We start from the raw sequence: 16,899 nt of genomic DNA, 5'->3' as shown, positions 1-16,899 counted from the left end.
ATTTACCATGGTAGATAATTAAAAATAATTTATATCTTTGTCTCATAAAATTTAAATAGATAAAAATGAAAACAATTAAAATTTCTTATTGGGCTACAACAGGTTTGTTAAGTGCTCTATTCTTATTCTCTGCAGGTATGTATTTTTTTAATTACGACCATGTTTCGGCAGAATTTATCAAGTTGGGACATCCTACTTATATTGTTTATCCTTTGGCTGTATTAAAGGTAATAGCAGTAGTTGTGTTGTTAAGTCAAAAGCAATCTAGTATTAAAGACTGGGTATATTCAGCATTATTTTTTGATGCTTTGTTGGCTTTTGCAGCTCATACACATGTACAAGATGGAGAGCAAGGAGCAGCTTTAATAGGAATGATATTGGTTTTGAGTTCTTTCTTTTTAGGAAAGAAATTATATGCAACTAAAAAATAAATCAAATGAAAAAAGTAATAGTATTTGGAGCAAGTAATAGTAAGGTGTCTATTAACCAGCAATTGGCTATGTATGCAGGTAGTAAGTTAACAGATGTAAGGGTAGAAAGTTTAAACTTAAACGATTTTGAAATGCCTATCTATGGAATGGATAGAGAAGTTGAAAACGGAATTCCTGAACAAGCTACAGCTTTTAGTGAGTTATTAGGTACTGCAGATGGATTTATAGTTTCATTTGCAGAACATAATGGAGCTTATTCCACAGCGTTTAAAAATATTTTTGATTGGGTGTCTAGAATCAACCCTAAAATGTGGAATAATAAACCAGTAGTTTTAATGGCAACATCACCAGGAGCAAGGGGAGGGCAAACAGTTTTAGACATTGCAAAAGGAAGAATGCCTTATCATGGAGCTACTGTTGTAGGAAGTTTTTCTGTACCTTCTTTTGGAGAAAATTTTAAAGAAAATAAAATTATTAATAAAAGTTTAGATGCAGAGTTGGATATAATCATTCAAGATTTTATAAAAGCATTATAATATAAATAGTATGGCTGAATTTTCTAAAGAGGTAAACACAACGTTTGAATCGGAACATGTAAAAGCTGTGTTAAACTTAAAGTACACAGCTAATTTTATAAATACAATTACTAATAAAGAGTTAGAGCCCTATCAAATATCAGTTGCACAATACAATATTTTAAGAATACTTAGAGGAGCTAAAAAAGCGATTCCTATGAAATTGGTAAAGGAACGTATGATAGAAAAATCTCCTAACACCACTAGACTTACAGATAAGTTATGTGACAAAGAATTAATAGAACGTGTAAGATGTGAAAATGATAGGCGAGCAGTCTATGTATCTATTACAGCTAAAGGTTTAGGACTTTTGTCTAATGTAGTGTTTACAGAAGTGCCAAGGTTGATGGAGAATTTAAATCAAGAAGAAACTGTTTTGTTAAATACCTTATTAGATAAAATAAGAGGATAAAAAGAAAGTTATGAAAAATAATAGCATAAAAAGTACCAGTAATTCTCCATTTACTTTGATGGGACCTATTGAGTTAAGACAGCCTATTCCTAGTCAAAAAATACAAAGAGTAGATCCGTTTTTGTTATTACATCATTATGGACCATATCCTATCAACAAACAAAGTAATCCTTTTGATCTGGGAGCACATCCGCATAGAGGTTTTGAACCTATTACTTTTTTAATTGAGGGAGAGCAAAAACACAGAGATTCTTTAGGTAATGTACAAACCATTAAAAGTGGAGGTGTACAATGGATTACTTCTGGTAAAGGAATTTTGCATGCAGAGGGACCCACTCCAGAATTTGTAGAAAAAGGAGGGAGTTTAGAGGGGATTCAATTGTGGTTAAATTTACCTAGGAGTAAAAAAATGATGGAACCCAATTATCAGCAAGCGGACCTAGAACAAATGGAAACTATTGATTTTAATAAAGGAACGCTTACGGTTATTGCAGGAGAACAAAAAGGAAAAAAGGGAGTGATTAAAACACAAACTCCTGTAAATGCTTTTTGGGTAGATTTAGAAACTAATGGAGAAGTTTTTGTAGAAATTCCAAATAATCAAGATGCTTTGGTTTATTTAATTAAAGGTGCAGTTACCGTAAATACTTTGGAGGAATTAATCTATGGAGAAACAGCTATGGCAACTTTTAATAATAATGGTGATGGTTTTACGCTAAAAGCAAAAGAAGTTTCTAAATTATTAGTGTTATCTGGAGAGCCTATTGATGAACCTGTGGTGATGGAAGGACCTTTTGTAATGAATTCTAGAAGAGAAACCTATCAAGCTTTTATTGATTATCAAGAAGGAAAAATGGGAAATTTAAGTTGATCAAATAACCGTGTGATGTATTGTTATTATAATTAAGATATTCAGATTATGCATAAAACAGTACAATTTATAAACTTTGACTGTTGTTTTTTAAAACATGTAAAAACTTATCTGTTAGCTGATTTAAAAAATAGTATTTTTGCCTATTCATAAAATAATTTTAAATATGTCAGACGATAAGAAAGTAATTTTTTCCATGTCTGGATTGAGTAAGACCTATCAATCTACAGGAAAACAAGTATTAAAAAATATTCATTTAAGTTTTTTTTACGGAGCTAAAATTGGAATCTTAGGATTAAACGGTTCTGGTAAGTCTACTTTAATGAAAATTATTGCAGGTGTAGAAAAAAACTATCAAGGTGATATTACTTTTTTAGATGGGTATTCAGTTGGTTATTTAGAGCAAGAGCCTCAGTTAGATGATGACAAAACCGTAATGGATATTGTTAAAGAAGGAGCTGCAGAAACGGTTGCAATTTTAGAAGAATACAACAAGATTAACGACATGTTTGGTTTAGAAGAAGTATATTCTGATGCCGACAAAATGGATAAATTAATGGCTCGTCAGGCTGAATTGCAAGATCAGATTGATGCTTCTAATGCTTGGGAATTAGACACCAAGTTAGAAATTGCCATGGATGCTTTGCGTACTCCAGAAGGTGATACTCCAATTAAGAACCTGTCAGGAGGGGAAAGAAGAAGAGTTGCTTTGTGTAGATTATTATTACAAGAACCAGATGTGTTGTTGTTAGATGAACCTACCAACCACCTAGATGCAGAATCTGTACATTGGTTAGAAGATCACTTAGCTCAATACAAAGGAACCGTTATTGCAATTACGCACGATAGATATTTCTTAGATAATGTTGCTGGATGGATTTTAGAATTAGATAGAGGTGAAGGAATTCCTTGGAAAGGAAACTATTCTTCTTGGTTAGATCAAAAAGGACAGCGTTTGGCTAAAGAAGAAAAAACAGCCTCTAAACGTCAAAAAACTTTAGCAAGAGAATTAGAATGGGTTAAGCAAGGAGCAAAAGGACGTCAAGCAAAATCTAAAGCTCGTTTAAAGAATTACGATAAATTAATGAACCAAGACCAAAAACAGGTTGAGGAAAAATTAGAAATATACATTCCAAACGGACCTCGTTTAGGAACCAATGTAATTGAAGCTAAAGGAGTGGCTAAAGCTTTTGGAGATAAATTATTGTACGATAATTTAGAGTTCAATTTACCACAAAACGGAATTGTAGGTATTATTGGACCAAACGGAGCTGGTAAGTCTACCATTTTTAGAATGATTATGGGAGAACAAACTCCTGATAGTGGTGAGTTTGTGGTTGGAGATACAGCTAAGATTGCATATGTAGATCAAAATCACTCAGATATAGATCCAGAAAAATCTATTTGGCAAAACTTTTCAGATGGACAAGAGTTGGTAATGATGGGAGGTAAAATGGTAAACTCAAGAGCTTACTTATCTCGTTTTAACTTTAGTGGATCAGAACAAAACAAAAAAGTATCTACATTGTCAGGAGGGGAGCGTAACCGTTTGCATTTAGCAATGACACTTAAAGAAGAAGGAAACGTATTGTTATTAGATGAACCTACCAACGATTTAGATGTAAATACATTAAGAGCCTTAGAAGAAGGTTTAGAAAATTTTGCAGGTTGTGGTGTTGTAATTTCGCACGACAGATGGTTTTTAGATAGAGTATGTACACATATTCTTGCTTTTGAAGGAGAGTCAGAAGTGTATTTCTTTGAAGGATCTTTCTCTGAATACGAAGAGAATAAAAACAAACGTTTAGGAGGTGATGGAGTTCCAAAACGAATCAAGTATAAAAAACTAATCAGATAATAAATTAGTTTTTTCAATAAATTAAAAGGGCTTTATCATTTCTGATAAAGCCCTTTTAAGATCTTATAATATTTTAACGCTAGGGTACTTTTGTCGAATAATAATGGCAATCCTTTCAGCTTCTAAACTTGAACTGTAAGCATTTGTTAGTACTTTCCAGTCAGGACTAACGTATCTAAGGTTAATATCAATGTCTTTAAACTCAGTTTTAAATTCATTGTAGATTTCTCTCGCTTTTTCCTCGGAACCATTATATAATAGTACGCTTACTCCATTTTTACTGTTCTTATTATAGTTTTTCTTTTTCTCTATAAACGTGTTCAAAGAAGAATTAGTTTCTTGAGCCTGAATGCGGTTTGAGAAACAAAATGCCACAGTAGCAAATGTAATAAGAAGTGATTTTCTAAGCATATGAGTAAATTTATTTTGTTGTACAAAAGTAATAAAACTAAATGATATTATCACGTTATTTAGAATATGTATAAATTAACTTTTCGTACGTATATCTGTTCTCCAATTGAATGCATAATATTACTTTTGTGGCAACGTTTAAAAATGGCTTCTATTATTTGTAGGGTCTTTTTTTACTGTTAGAACAATATTAAAACTTATTATACAACTGTATGAAAATTGTGAAATTACACAGAAAACTATCTAGTGTTTTAAAGTTAAGTCTAGTGCTTTTCTTCTCTTTTTCTTTGAGTTTATCGGCACAAGATACTCCATCGGACGAGCAAGTTAAAGCGGGTAAAGCATTGTTTAATATGCATTGTGCATCTTGTCACAAGTTAGACAAAAAGGCTACGGGGCCTGCTCTTGGAAAAGTAGCAGAACGTCGTGAGTTGGATTGGCTAAAAGCATGGATCAAGAACAACAACAAATTAAGAGCTTCTGGTGATGCAGATGCAAAAGCGATCTACGAAGAGTATGGTGGGGTTGCAATGAGTACTTTCGAATTCTTGTCAGACAAGCAAATCGAAGATATTATTGCATACACAACAGTTGGAAACGTTAAAAAAGGAGGAGCTGCTGTAGCGGTTGCTCAAGCTGCTGAAGTAGACTCTACTGCTGGTGAAATTTTACCTGTTGTTGCAACGGTAGTTGTAGTGTTGGTGTTGTTATCACTAATAGGATGGGTTTTCTTAAAAAGCGATAACGGTTTCTTAAAGATTGTTTCTGTAATCGTGTTAGTGTTCTTAGGTGTTTATTTTGGATTTACAGCGTTAATGTCTGTAGGTGTAGATGAAGGATATCAGCCAGTACAGCCAATTGCTTTTTCTCACAAAATTCACGCAGGAGATAATAAAATCGATTGTCAATATTGTCACTCTTCAGCTAAGCATTCTAAAACTTCTGGAATTCCATCGGTAAATGTTTGTATGAACTGTCATAAGAATATTTCTGAAGTAGCAGAGGATACTAAGATTGATACAAAAGGAAAGGCTTATTTAGATAAGGAAATCCAAAAAGTATACGATGCAGCTGGATGGGATGCGGAAAACTTAAAATACACAGGAGAAACAAAACCTGTAAAATGGGTTCGTATTCATAATTTACCTGATTTCGCATACTTTAATCACTCACAACACGTAACTGTTGCAGGTGTTAAATGTCAAAAATGTCATGGACCTGTTGAAGAAATGGATGAAGTATATCAATACTCTCCATTAACTATGGGATGGTGTATAGACTGTCACAAAGATACAGAGGTGAATATTGAAGGTAACGGATACTACAAGAAAATACACGAACAATTATCTCATAAATACGGAGTAGAGAAGGTAACGATCGCTCAATTAGGAGGTAAAGAGTGTGGTAAGTGTCACTACTAGAATACAAAGAATTTAAGCTAAGTTTTTAGTTAGCATCAACTATATAGTAAAAACAAATAAACATGGCATCAAACAAGAAATACTGGAAAAGTGTTGAAGAACTAAATGAAAATAGTTCTATTGTTGCTTCGCTTGAACAAAACGAATTTAACGAAGGACAAGCTCCTGAGTCGTTTTTAGGTGATAAAGAGACTTTAGAAACGTCTAGTACAACAAGACGTGATTTCTTAAAATACGTTGGATTTACAACTGCAGCTGCATCTTTAGCAGCTTGTGAAGGACCGGTAATTAAATCGATTCCTTACGTTGTAAAGCCAGAGGAGATTACTCCTGGAATAGCAAACTACTATGCATCTACAATTGCAGATGGATTTGATTTTGCAAATGTGTTAGTAAAAACAAAAGAGGGTCGTCCTATTTTTATTTTACCAAACAAAGAAGCTAAGGGTACTACTAATGCTCGTGTAAACGCATCTGTATTATCTTTGTACGATAGTTTAAGATTACAGGGGCCAAAAGTAAAAGGTAATACTGCTTCTTGGTCGGATGTAAACGGGAAAATTACAGCGCAGTTAGAAGAGGTTTCTAAAACTGGTGAGAAAATTGTTTTCTTAACAGGTACTTTAGCAAGTCCATCTACAGAAGCTTTAATTGGAGAGTTTTCAAAAAAATACAATAATGTTTCTCACGTAGTATATGATGCTATTTCTGAATCAGCAGCTTTAGATGCTTTTCAAGAAGTATACGGAGAAAGAGCTTTACCTAACTATAAGTTAGAGGATGCTAAAGTAATTGTATCTATTGCAGCAGATTTCTTAGGAGACTGGCAAGGTGGAGGATTTGAAGCAGCATATGCTCAAGGTAGAGATGCTAAAGCTGGAAAGTTTTCACGTCATATTCAAGTAGAAGCTAATTACTCTTTAACAGGAGCAAATGCAGATAAAAGAATTGTATTAAAGCCATCTGAGCAATCTTACGCTTTAATTAATTTATACAACGCTGTTACGGGACAAAACTTACCGTCTAAGAAAACTCCAGAAGATGCTGCTATTAAAAAAGCTGCAGCTCAACTAAAGAAAGCTGGAAGTAAAGCGGTTGTTGTAACCGGAATTCAAGACAAAAATGCTCAATTAATTACTCTAGCAATCAACAACTTTTTAAGTTCTGAAATATTAGACGTTGCAAACGTAAAATACACTAGAGCTGGAAACGATGCTGAGGTTGCTAGTTTAGTTGCTGAATTAAAAGCAGGTAAGGTAGGAGCTTTAATTACATACAATACAAACCCAGTATATACATTAGCAAATGCTGCTGATTTTAAAGCAGGTTTGACGAAAACAAAATTAACGGTTGGATTTTCTTCTAAAGAAGATGAAACGTTAAGCGAAATGCAATTTGCACTACCAACTCCTAGTTATTTAGAAGCTTGGGGAGATGTAACTATTTCTGCAAATCAATACAGTTTAACACAACCTACTATCAAACCTTTGTTTGATACAAAACAGTTCCAAGATTGTTTATTAGCATGGACTGGACAAACAGTTTCTTATTACGATTATTTAGCAGCTTTTGCTAAGTCTGAAGTTTTAGGAGGTGCTTCTTGGAACAAAACCTTACACGATGGTTTTGCTGCGATCAGTACAAGTCCATTAAGTGGAAAAGATATTGATACTGCAAGTGCAGCTAAAGCTTTAAAAGCGAACACTAAAACAGGAGAGTTTGAATTAACTTTATTCTCTTCAGTAGCTATAGGAGATGGACAACAAGCAAACAACCCTTGGTTGCAAGAGTTACCAGATCCATTAACAAGAGCATCTTGGGATAACTACTTATTAATGTCTCAAGCAGATGCTGATAAATTAGGATTTACCAACCCTGTTCAAGATAACGGAGCTATCAACGGTCAATACGCTACTATTACAGTAAACGGTGTTACTATTGAAAACGCACCTGTATTAATTCAGCCAGGTCAAGCTCAAGGTACTATTGGTTTATCATACGGATATGGTAAAACAAAAGCCTTAAAAGAAGAAATGAAAGTAGGTGTAAATGCTTACGCTGTTGCTTTTGGAGGTACACAAATTGCTTCTGTTGCAAATGCAGGAGGAGAGCATTTATTTGCTTGTGAACAATTACAACATACAATTGCAGGTCGTCACGATATTTTAAGAGAAACTAGTTTCGAAGAATTTACTCATGGTGATGCAAAAGAATGGAACCCAAGACCAGAGGTCTCTTTAAAACACGAATCTGTAGATGTAACTTCTGTTGATTTATGGGAAGATCACGATAGATCTGTAGGTCATCACTTTAACTTATCTATTGATTTAACTTCTTGTACTGGATGTGGATCATGTGTAATTGCATGTCACGCTGAAAACAACGTTGCTGTAGTAGGTAAACATGAAGTACGTGTAGGTAGAGATATGCACTGGTTGCGTATTGACAGATACTATACATCAGAAGGAGATGCAGGTTCTGCTAACAAAAAAATAAACCAAGCTTCTTCTATTGATCAAGCAGCAGTTTATGAAGCTTTAGAAACACCTGAGACTGTAAACCCTCAAGTAGCTTTCCAACCAGTAATGTGTCAGCACTGTAACCATGCACCTTGTGAAACTGTATGTCCTGTGGCAGCAACTTCTCATGGTCGTCAAGGTCAAAACCAAATGGCATATAACAGATGTGTAGGTACTCGTTACTGTGCTAACAACTGTCCTTATAGAGTACGTCGTTTTAACTGGTTTAAATACAATAATAATGATGAGTTTGATTTCAATATGAATGATGACTTTGGTAAAATGGTATTAAACCCAGACGTAACTGTACGTTCTCGTGGTGTTATGGAAAAATGTTCTATGTGTATTCAAATGACACAAGCTACTATCTTACAAGCTAAGAATGAAGGTAGAGCAATAGACGTTAACGAATTCTCTACAGCTTGTTCTAGTGCTTGTGCTACAGGTTCTATTAAGTTTGGAGATATCAATAACCCAGAAGACGAAGTAACTGCATTACGTAAAGATAAACGAGCATACAGATTGTTAGAGTTCATTGGAACAGATAACAACGTAGTTTATCAAACTAAAATCAGAAACACAAACGAAGCTTAAAAAGGAATAACTAAAATTTAAAATTAATTATATGTCGTCTCATTACGAAGCACCCATCAGAGAACCTTTAGTTTTAGGGGAAAAGAGTTACCACGATATCACAATGGATATTGTAAAACCTATAGAGGGTAAGGCAAATAAAAACTGGTATATAGCATTTACAATTGCATTGATCGCATTTTTGTGGGGTGTTGGTTGTATTTTATATACTATCGGAACAGGAATTGGAGTTTGGGGATTAAACAAGAACATTGGATGGGCTTGGGATATTACAAACTTTGTATGGTGGGTAGGTATTGGTCATGCCGGTACATTAATCTCAGCAGTACTTTTATTGTTCCGTCAAAAATGGAGAATGGCCATTAACCGTTCTGCAGAAGCAATGACAATTTTTGCGGTTTTCCAAGCAGGTTTGTTCCCGTTAATTCACATGGGACGTCCATGGAACGGATATTGGGTATTACCTATTCCTAACCAATTTGGTTCGTTATGGGTAAACTTTAACTCACCTTTATTATGGGATGTATTTGCAATTTCTACTTATTTATCAGTATCATTAGTTTTCTGGTGGACAGGTTTATTACCAGATTTTGCTATGATTAGAGATAGAGCTGTTAAGCCTTTCCAAAAAAAGATCTACGCTTTGTTATCTTTCGGATGGTCTGGTAGAGCAAAAGATTGGCAACGTTTTGAAGAAGTTTCATTAGTATTAGCAGGTTTAGCTACTCCATTAGTACTTTCTGTACACACAATTGTATCTATGGACTTTGCTACATCTATCAACCCAGGATGGCACTCAACTATTTTTCCTCCTTACTTTGTTGCTGGAGCAATCTTCTCAGGATTTGCAATGGTACAAACGTTGTTAGGAATTATGAGAAAAGTATCTAATTTAGAAAGCTATATTACACGTTTACATGTTGAGTACATGAATATTGTAATTATGGTTACTGGTGGAATTGTAGCTGTAGCTTACGCTTCAGAATTCTTTATCGCATGGTATACAGGTTCTCCTTATGAGAATTATACATATATGTCTATTGGTGCTGCAACAGGACCTTACGGATGGGCATTCTGGTCATTAATCTTATTCAACATTGCTATACCTCAATTCTTGTGGATAGAAAAAGTAAGAAGAAGTTTTATTTGGTCATTCATAATTTCTATTGCAATCAACATCGGTATGTGGTTTGAACGTTTTGATATTATTGCAATTGTATTAAGTAAAGGTCACTTACCATCAACTTGGACACGTTTTGAGCCTACTTTTGTTGATGTAGGTGTATTTGTTGGAACTATTGGGTTCTTCTTCGTATTGTTCTTATTATATGCTAGAACATTCCCTGTAATTGCTCAGGCAGAAGTAAAAACAATTATGAAATCTTCAGGACAACATTATAAACAATTAAGAGACGGAAAAAATGAGCACTAATAAAGTTATACACGCATTATATAATGATGATGATGTTTTAATGGATGCCGTTAAAACAGTAAAAGAAGCAAATCATCATATTGAAGAAGTTTTTACACCGTTTCCAGTTCACGGTTTAGATAAATTATTAGGATTGCCACATACGCGTTTAGCGATTTGTGCTTTCATATATGGATTACTAGGATTGTCTTTTGCAATTTGGATGACAAATTACATGATGATTGAAAACTGGCCCCAAGATATTGGAGGTAAACCTAGTTTTTCTTGGATTGTAAACATGCCTGCCTTTGTGCCGATTATGTTTGAATTAACAGTTTTCTTTGCAGCTCACTTAATGGTAATTACTTTTTACATGAGAAGTAGATTATGGCCTTTTAAAGAAGCTGAAAATCCAGATCCAAGAACTACAGATGATATTTTCTTAATGGAAATTCCTGTACATAATAATGAAGAAGAATTAACAGCTTTGTTAAATACTACAAATGCTGTTGAGATTAAAGTAATTGAAAAGCATTAATAACCATGAGTAGATTATTTAAAATTACAGCAGTTTTAGCAGTAGTAACATTAGTGTTTACTTCATGCGATAAAACACAACGTAACTTACAATACATGCCAGATATGTATGAGTCAGTTGCTGGAGAGCCTTACGCAAAAAGTGTAGTTTTTGCTGATGGTATTGAAGCTCAACAACCTGTAGCAGGTTCTATTTCTAGAGGTCACATTCCTTACGAATATCCTGATACAAATGAAGGTTATGAAGAAGCTAAACAAAACTTAAAATCTCCATTAACAGCAGCAGATTTAGATAGCGAAAACGCTAAGCAATTGTATACAATCTATTGTTCAGTTTGTCACGGTAAAAAAGGTGATGGACAAGGAGACTTAGTGAAAAGAGAAAAATTCTTAGGAATTCCTAACTACAAGGATAGAGATATTACTGAAGGAAGTATTTACCACGTAATTATGCATGGTAGAAACATGATGGGATCTCACGCTTCTCAATTAAATGAAAAAGAACGTTGGTTAATTGTTCAACACGTTCAAGAATTAAGAAACAACTTGTTAAAATAATTACCAAACACTTAGATAGATTATGTATCAATTTTCAAGTAAATTAAAAATATCAGCTATTGCTTTAATGGTAATAGGTTTAATAGGTATTATTATCGGATTTGTTTCTGCTCCAAGTACGGAAGCGGAAGTGGCAGAGATCTTAGCGCACCAAGAATCACATGGTGCTCATGGAAATACTCATGCAACTAAAGAAATAGCTCATCACGATGCACATGCAGAAGAAGCTTCTCATGATGCTCATCATGAAGTTGCAAAACACGATGCTCACGAAGCAGGTGCACATACAGAAGGACATAGCGACCATCACTTAGCACATGTACTACATCAATTACAAAACAGACCTTGGGCTGCATTTTATGTTGCTTTGTTCTTTTTTACTTTTGTAACAGTTGTTGTGTTTGCATTTTTAAACATTCAAAGAGTAGCGCAAGCAGGTTGGTCAATCGTATTATTTAGAGTTATGGAAGGAATTTCAGGATTCTTACCATATGTATCAGCAATTTTTATTGTATTCTTAGTTATTACAGCTTTCCATGGAAATCACTTATTTGTTTGGATGGCAGATGGAACAGTAGACCCAACATCAGCTAACTATGACGAATTAATTGCAAATAAATCAGCATGGTTAAATACTCCAAGATGGTTAATCTCAGGGATTATTTATTTAGTAGGTTGGAATGTATTCCGTTACTTAAACAGAAAGTATTCTTTACTACAAGATAATGCAGGAGACTTAGTTAACTATTACAAGAATTATAAAATTGGAGTTGCTTTCTTAGCATTCTTTATTTTTACAGAATCAATGTCTGTATGGGATTGGATTATGGGATTAGATCCACACTGGTTCTCTACACTATTCGGATGGTATGTATTAGCTACAGGATTAGTATCTGCTTTAACAGTTATTGCAATGGTAACAGTTTATTTAAAGTCTAAAGGATACTTAGAAGTTGTAAACAATAGTCATTTACATGATTTAGCTAAATTCATGTTTGGTTTCTCTATTTTCTGGTCATACTTATGGTTTGCTCAGTTTATGTTAATTTGGTATGCAGATATGCCAGAAGAAACTGTATACTTTGTACAACGTTTTGATGATTACAAATTATTGTTTTTAGGAATGATTCCTTTAAACTTTATTTTACCAGTATTGTTATTAGTTAATAGTGACTTTAAACGTATTCCTCAAATTGTTTTAGGAGTTGGTACCATTATATTAGTAGGACATTATATTGATGTTTTTGTAATGATTATGCCTGGAACTGTTGGTGATCAATGGGGATTCGGAATTACTGAAATTGCAAGTATCTTATTTTTCTTAGGATTATTTATATATGCAGTATTTACTACTTTAAGTAAAGCTCCATTAATTGCAAAAGGAAATCCTTTCTTACATGAAAGTGAACACTTCCATTATTAATATATATCATTACATTTGCAAAAAACTTAAAACAAAATTATGTTAGCTTTATTTTATTTTTTCGTAGCTGTTGCTTTTGCCATTGGTGTTTGGCAAGTAAATAAACTACTTACATACAGAGTTATTTTTAAAGAAATTAAAGACGGTAAAAAGATCATCACTTTCGAGAATGATGACAATCCCGTTGCAACAGAAAAAGACAATGACCTACAAGGTAAATTGTTCTTAATCTTTTTAATTGGTTTTTACCTTTTAATGGGATACTGTTTAATTTTCTTACAAGACATTATGTTACCTGATTCAGCTTCAGTAGAAGGGGAAGATTATGATAACTTATACAGAATTTCTTTCTGGTTAATTGGAATCGTTCAATTCATCACACAAGCTTTATTGTACTTCTTCTCTTACAAGTACAGAGGTATTAAAGGAAGAAAGGCAAGTTTCTTTGCAGATTCTCATAAGTTAGAATTAATTTGGACTACAATTCCTACAGTTGTTTTAGCGGTATTAATTTTATACGGACTATCTATTTGGAATGACGTAACTGATTTAGAAGGAGACGATGCTATTTTAGTAGAAGTTTATGCAAAACAATTTGCATGGGAAGCTAGATATGCTGGTAGAGATAATGAATTAGGGCGTGGAAACGTACGTAATATAGAAGGAGCTAATTCAATAGGTATTGATTTAACAGATGCTAAATCTGCTGATGATATTCCTGTACGTGAATTGCACTTACCAGTAGGTAAAAAAGTTGTTTTCAAGTTCCGTTCTCAAGATGTTTTACACTCAGCTTACATGCCTCACTTTAGAGCCCAAATGAACTGTGTTCCTGGTATGATTACTGAATTTGGATTTACTCCAAAATTTACTACCGAAGAAATGCGTCAACAAAAAGATGTTATTCGTAAAGTTGCTAGTGTAAACGCTGTAAGAACTGCAAATGGTGAAGAGCCATATGAGTTTGACTATTTGTTATTATGTAACAAAATTTGTGGTCCTTCTCACTACAACATGCAAATGAAAATTATTGTTGAATCAGAAAAAGATTACTTAATCTGGTTGAACCAACAAAAGACAGCAAAAGAATTATTTAAGTTATAAGATCTGTTTTTAGAATCACAAAAAGAAAAATTTATTATGTCAGAACATCATCATAAAGAAACTTTCGTTACTAAATATTTATTTAGTTTTGATCACAAAATGATTTCAAAACAGTTTTTAGTAACTGGTATGATCATGGGAGTAATTGGAGTTTTAATGTCTTTATTATTTAGACTTCAAATTGCTTGGCCAGAACAATCATTCTCTATTATTGAAGCTTTTTTACCTGAACGTTTCCAATCAGAAACAGGGGTAATGAAACCAGATATTTACTTAGCCTTAGTTACAATTCACGGTACTATTATGGTATTCTTTGTATTAACAGCAGGATTAAGTGGAACGTTTTCTAACTTATTAATTCCATTGCAAATTGGAGCACGTGATATGGCTTCTGGGTTTATGAACTGCTTATCTTATTGGTTGTTCTTTATATCTAGTGTTATTATGGTTGTATCATTATTTGTTCAAGCTGGACCAGCTTCTGCAGGATGGACAATTTACCCACCTTTATCTGCTTTGCCTCAAGCAATACCAGGTTCAGGAGCAGGAATGACATTATGGTTGGTATCTATGGCTATCTTCATTGCTTCTTCTTTAATAGGATCATTAAACTATATTGTTACGATTTTAAACTTAAGAACAAAAGGAATGAAAATGACAAGATTGCCATTAACAATGTGGGCATTCTTTATTACTGCAATTATTGGTGTAGTATCTTTCCCAGTATTATTTTCAGCAGCATTATTATTAATTTTCGATAGAAGTTTTGGAACATCTTTCTACTTGTCTGATATTTTTATTGGAGGAGAGGTATTAAACTACCAAGGAGGTTCACCTGTATTATTTGAACATTTATTTTGGTTCTTAGGTCACCCGGAGGTATATATTGTATTATTACCTGCATTAGGTTTAACTTCAGAAATTATATCTACAAACTCTCGTAAACCAATTTTTGGTTATAGAGCAATGATTGGTTCTATTATGGCAATTGCATTCTTATCTACAATTGTTTGGGGGCACCACATGTTTATTTCAGGAATGAATCCATTCTTAGGATCTGTATTTACATTTACAACGTTGTTAATTGCAATACCTTCTGCTGTAAAAGCTTTTAATTATATTACAACTTTATGGAAAGGTAATTTACAGTTTAACCCTGCAATGTTATTTTCTATTGGTTTAGTTTCTACTTTTATTACTGGAGGATTAACGGGAATTGTATTAGGAGATTCAGCTTTAGATATTAACGTTCACGATACTTACTTTGTAGTAGCTCACTTCCACTTAGTAATGGGTGTATCTGCAATTTATGGAATGTATGCTGGTATATATCACTGGTTCCCTAAAATGTATGGTAGAATGATGAACAAAACCTTAGGGTATGTACACTTCTGGATTACAGCTATTGCTGCATACGGAGTTTTCTTCCCAATGCACTTTATCGGATTGGCAGGTTTACCTCGTAGATATTACACAAACACAAACTTTCCATTATTCGATGATTTAGCAAACGTAAATCAAGTGATGACTATTTTCGCTATCATTGGAGGAATTGCACAGATTGTATTCTTAGTAAACTACTTTATGAGTATTTACAAGGGAAAAGTAGCAACGCAAAACCCATGGAGATCTAATACTTTAGAGTGGACTACACCAGTAGAGCACATTCATGGTAACTGGCCTGGAGAAATTCCAGAAGTACACCGTTGGCCATATGATTACAGTAAAGTTGATGAAAATGGAGAATACATTTTCGGAGAAGATTACATCATGCAAACTGTTCCTTTGAAAGCAGGAGAGCAAGAATCTTAAAATACATAAACATAAAAAAACTCGATTGGTTTCCCAATCGAGTTTTTTTATGTTTATTCTTAGCATTAAGCACTACATTATATATTGTTTTATCAAAATTATAAGTTGATTAATATCAGTATTTACAAAACCTATTTTGTTTTTCTATCACAATAAAGATGTGTATTTTTGCCAACAAACATAAAAATAGATATAGTATATGATTTCAGCAAACGAATATTTTGACGGAAATGTAAAGTCTTTAGGATACCAATCAGCAACAGGAAAATCTACATTAGGTGTAATGGAGGCTGGAGAGTATGAATTCGCTACATCATTACATGAAACAATGAATGTTGTAGAGGGGGAAATGTTAGTTAAGTTACCAGGATCAAGCGAATGGGTTACTTACAAAGCTGGAGAAGCGTATGAAATAGAAGCAAATGAAAAATTCGAAGTAAAAGTATCAGGACAAACTTCATATTTGTGTCAATATAAATAAGAAATAATCCTTTATATTAAAAAAGCAACCTTAGTTAAGGTTGCTTTTTTTGTTTTATTTAATTACTACTACTATGTTGAATTTCTCTAGGATTGTTATTCATTAGTATTATCTATTATTTATAGCTGAATAAAAGAAATGTTATTTTATCTAAAAGACCAATACTATTAGTTAGTATTGATAGATAATAATATAAATTTAACTTTTAACCTGCGTAAAACAAGGTAGTTAAGAAAAGTTGATAAAAAAGATAAAAAAAAGGTTAAAAAAGATAGTTGATAAAGGGAAAAGGTTGTGTATCTTTGCACCCGCAACAGCAACTAGGTAACTGGTTAGAGGAGCAAAAAAGTTCAGATACATTTAAGGGGTTTATTTCGGTTATTAGTTTAACAAATTTGGGGCAAAAAAGATTTAGAATTTATTTTAGATTTATTTGTTTTAGAAGAAATAAAGTTCTTATATTTGCATCCGCTTAGCGCAT

Annotated in this window: 15 protein-coding genes; 14 read left to right on the top strand and 1 reads right to left on the bottom strand. The window is 33.4% G+C overall.

The features are described 5' to 3' along the window. The first annotated feature begins 65 nt into the window (after positions 1 to 65). The 5 genes from GGR97_RS13425 (at position 66) to ettA (ending at position 4,147) form a co-directional block, all read left to right on the top strand. Positions 66 to 431 carry a DoxX family protein gene (locus tag GGR97_RS13425; RefSeq protein ID WP_167899045.1) on the top strand — a complete coding sequence of 122 codons (366 nt, stop codon included), beginning with the start codon at positions 66 to 68 and terminating at the stop codon, positions 429 to 431. 5 nt (positions 432 to 436) lie between these two features. Continuing rightward, positions 437 to 967: an NADPH-dependent FMN reductase gene (locus GGR97_RS13420; RefSeq protein ID WP_167899044.1), complete on the top strand. Its 531-nt coding sequence runs from the start codon at positions 437 to 439 to the stop codon at positions 965 to 967. A 10-nt stretch (positions 968 to 977) separates the two neighbouring features. Beyond that, positions 978 to 1,418, top strand: a complete 441-nt coding sequence (locus GGR97_RS13415; RefSeq protein WP_167899043.1) for a MarR family winged helix-turn-helix transcriptional regulator — start codon at positions 978 to 980, stop codon at positions 1,416 to 1,418. A gap of 10 nt (positions 1,419 to 1,428) precedes the next feature. Then, positions 1,429 to 2,289 (top strand): pirin family protein, encoded by an 861-nt coding sequence (locus GGR97_RS13410; RefSeq protein WP_167899042.1) that lies wholly within the window; start codon positions 1,429 to 1,431, stop codon positions 2,287 to 2,289. 166 nt (positions 2,290 to 2,455) lie between these two features. After that, positions 2,456 to 4,147, top strand: coding sequence for an energy-dependent translational throttle protein EttA (ettA, locus tag GGR97_RS13405; RefSeq protein ID WP_167899041.1), 1,692 nt, complete (start codon positions 2,456 to 2,458; stop codon positions 4,145 to 4,147). A gap of 63 nt (positions 4,148 to 4,210) precedes the next feature. On the opposite strand, the gene GGR97_RS13400 is transcribed toward ettA, so the two are convergent. Then, positions 4,211 to 4,558: a hypothetical protein gene (locus GGR97_RS13400; protein WP_167899040.1), complete on the bottom strand. Its 348-nt coding sequence runs from the start codon at positions 4,556 to 4,558 to the stop codon at positions 4,211 to 4,213. A 212-nt stretch (positions 4,559 to 4,770) separates the two neighbouring features. Between GGR97_RS13400 and GGR97_RS13395 the strand changes: the two genes are divergently transcribed. The 9 genes from GGR97_RS13395 to ppnP all read left to right on the top strand — a co-directional run bounded on the left by GGR97_RS13395 (position 4,771) and on the right by ppnP (position 16,418). After that, complete coding sequence (locus GGR97_RS13395) at positions 4,771 to 5,979, top strand: c-type cytochrome (RefSeq protein ID WP_167899039.1); 1,209 nt, start codon at positions 4,771 to 4,773, stop codon at positions 5,977 to 5,979. Between the two features lie 62 nt (positions 5,980 to 6,041). Then, positions 6,042 to 9,092, top strand: a complete 3,051-nt coding sequence (locus GGR97_RS13390; protein ID WP_167899038.1) for a TAT-variant-translocated molybdopterin oxidoreductase — start codon at positions 6,042 to 6,044, stop codon at positions 9,090 to 9,092. A gap of 31 nt (positions 9,093 to 9,123) precedes the next feature. Next, positions 9,124 to 10,524, top strand: coding sequence for an NrfD/PsrC family molybdoenzyme membrane anchor subunit (nrfD, locus tag GGR97_RS13385; RefSeq protein ID WP_167899037.1), 1,401 nt, complete (start codon positions 9,124 to 9,126; stop codon positions 10,522 to 10,524). Then, positions 10,514 to 11,041: a DUF3341 domain-containing protein gene (locus tag GGR97_RS13380; RefSeq protein WP_167899036.1), complete on the top strand. Its 528-nt coding sequence runs from the start codon at positions 10,514 to 10,516 to the stop codon at positions 11,039 to 11,041. The genes nrfD and GGR97_RS13380 overlap by 11 nt, the downstream gene beginning before the upstream one ends. A gap of 5 nt (positions 11,042 to 11,046) precedes the next feature. Beyond that, positions 11,047 to 11,598: a c-type cytochrome gene (locus GGR97_RS13375; protein WP_167899035.1), complete on the top strand. Its 552-nt coding sequence runs from the start codon at positions 11,047 to 11,049 to the stop codon at positions 11,596 to 11,598. 22 nt (positions 11,599 to 11,620) lie between these two features. Next, a complete protein-coding gene (locus tag GGR97_RS13370; protein WP_167899034.1) occupies positions 11,621 to 13,021 on the top strand; it encodes a quinol:cytochrome C oxidoreductase in 1,401 nt (466 codons plus the stop codon). 39 nt (positions 13,022 to 13,060) lie between these two features. Next, the gene (locus tag GGR97_RS13365; RefSeq protein WP_167899033.1) at positions 13,061 to 14,125 is read left to right on the top strand and encodes a cytochrome c oxidase subunit II; all 1,065 of its coding nucleotides are present in this window, start codon (positions 13,061 to 13,063) and stop codon (positions 14,123 to 14,125) included. A gap of 36 nt (positions 14,126 to 14,161) precedes the next feature. Next, complete coding sequence (locus GGR97_RS13360; protein WP_167899032.1) at positions 14,162 to 15,937, top strand: cytochrome c oxidase subunit I; 1,776 nt, start codon at positions 14,162 to 14,164, stop codon at positions 15,935 to 15,937. A gap of 199 nt (positions 15,938 to 16,136) precedes the next feature. Beyond that, entirely contained in the window at positions 16,137 to 16,418 is a 282-nt protein-coding gene (gene ppnP, locus GGR97_RS13355) for a pyrimidine/purine nucleoside phosphorylase (protein ID WP_167899031.1), read from the top strand. Positions 16,419 to 16,899 lie beyond the last annotated feature (481 nt).

Source organism: Wenyingzhuangia aestuarii (assembly GCF_011927765.1).
Classification (GTDB): domain Bacteria; phylum Bacteroidota; class Bacteroidia; order Flavobacteriales; family Flavobacteriaceae; genus Wenyingzhuangia; species Wenyingzhuangia aestuarii.
The sequence above is the reverse complement of the archived record's forward strand: the minus strand, read 5'-3'. Positions and strand labels throughout refer to the sequence as shown.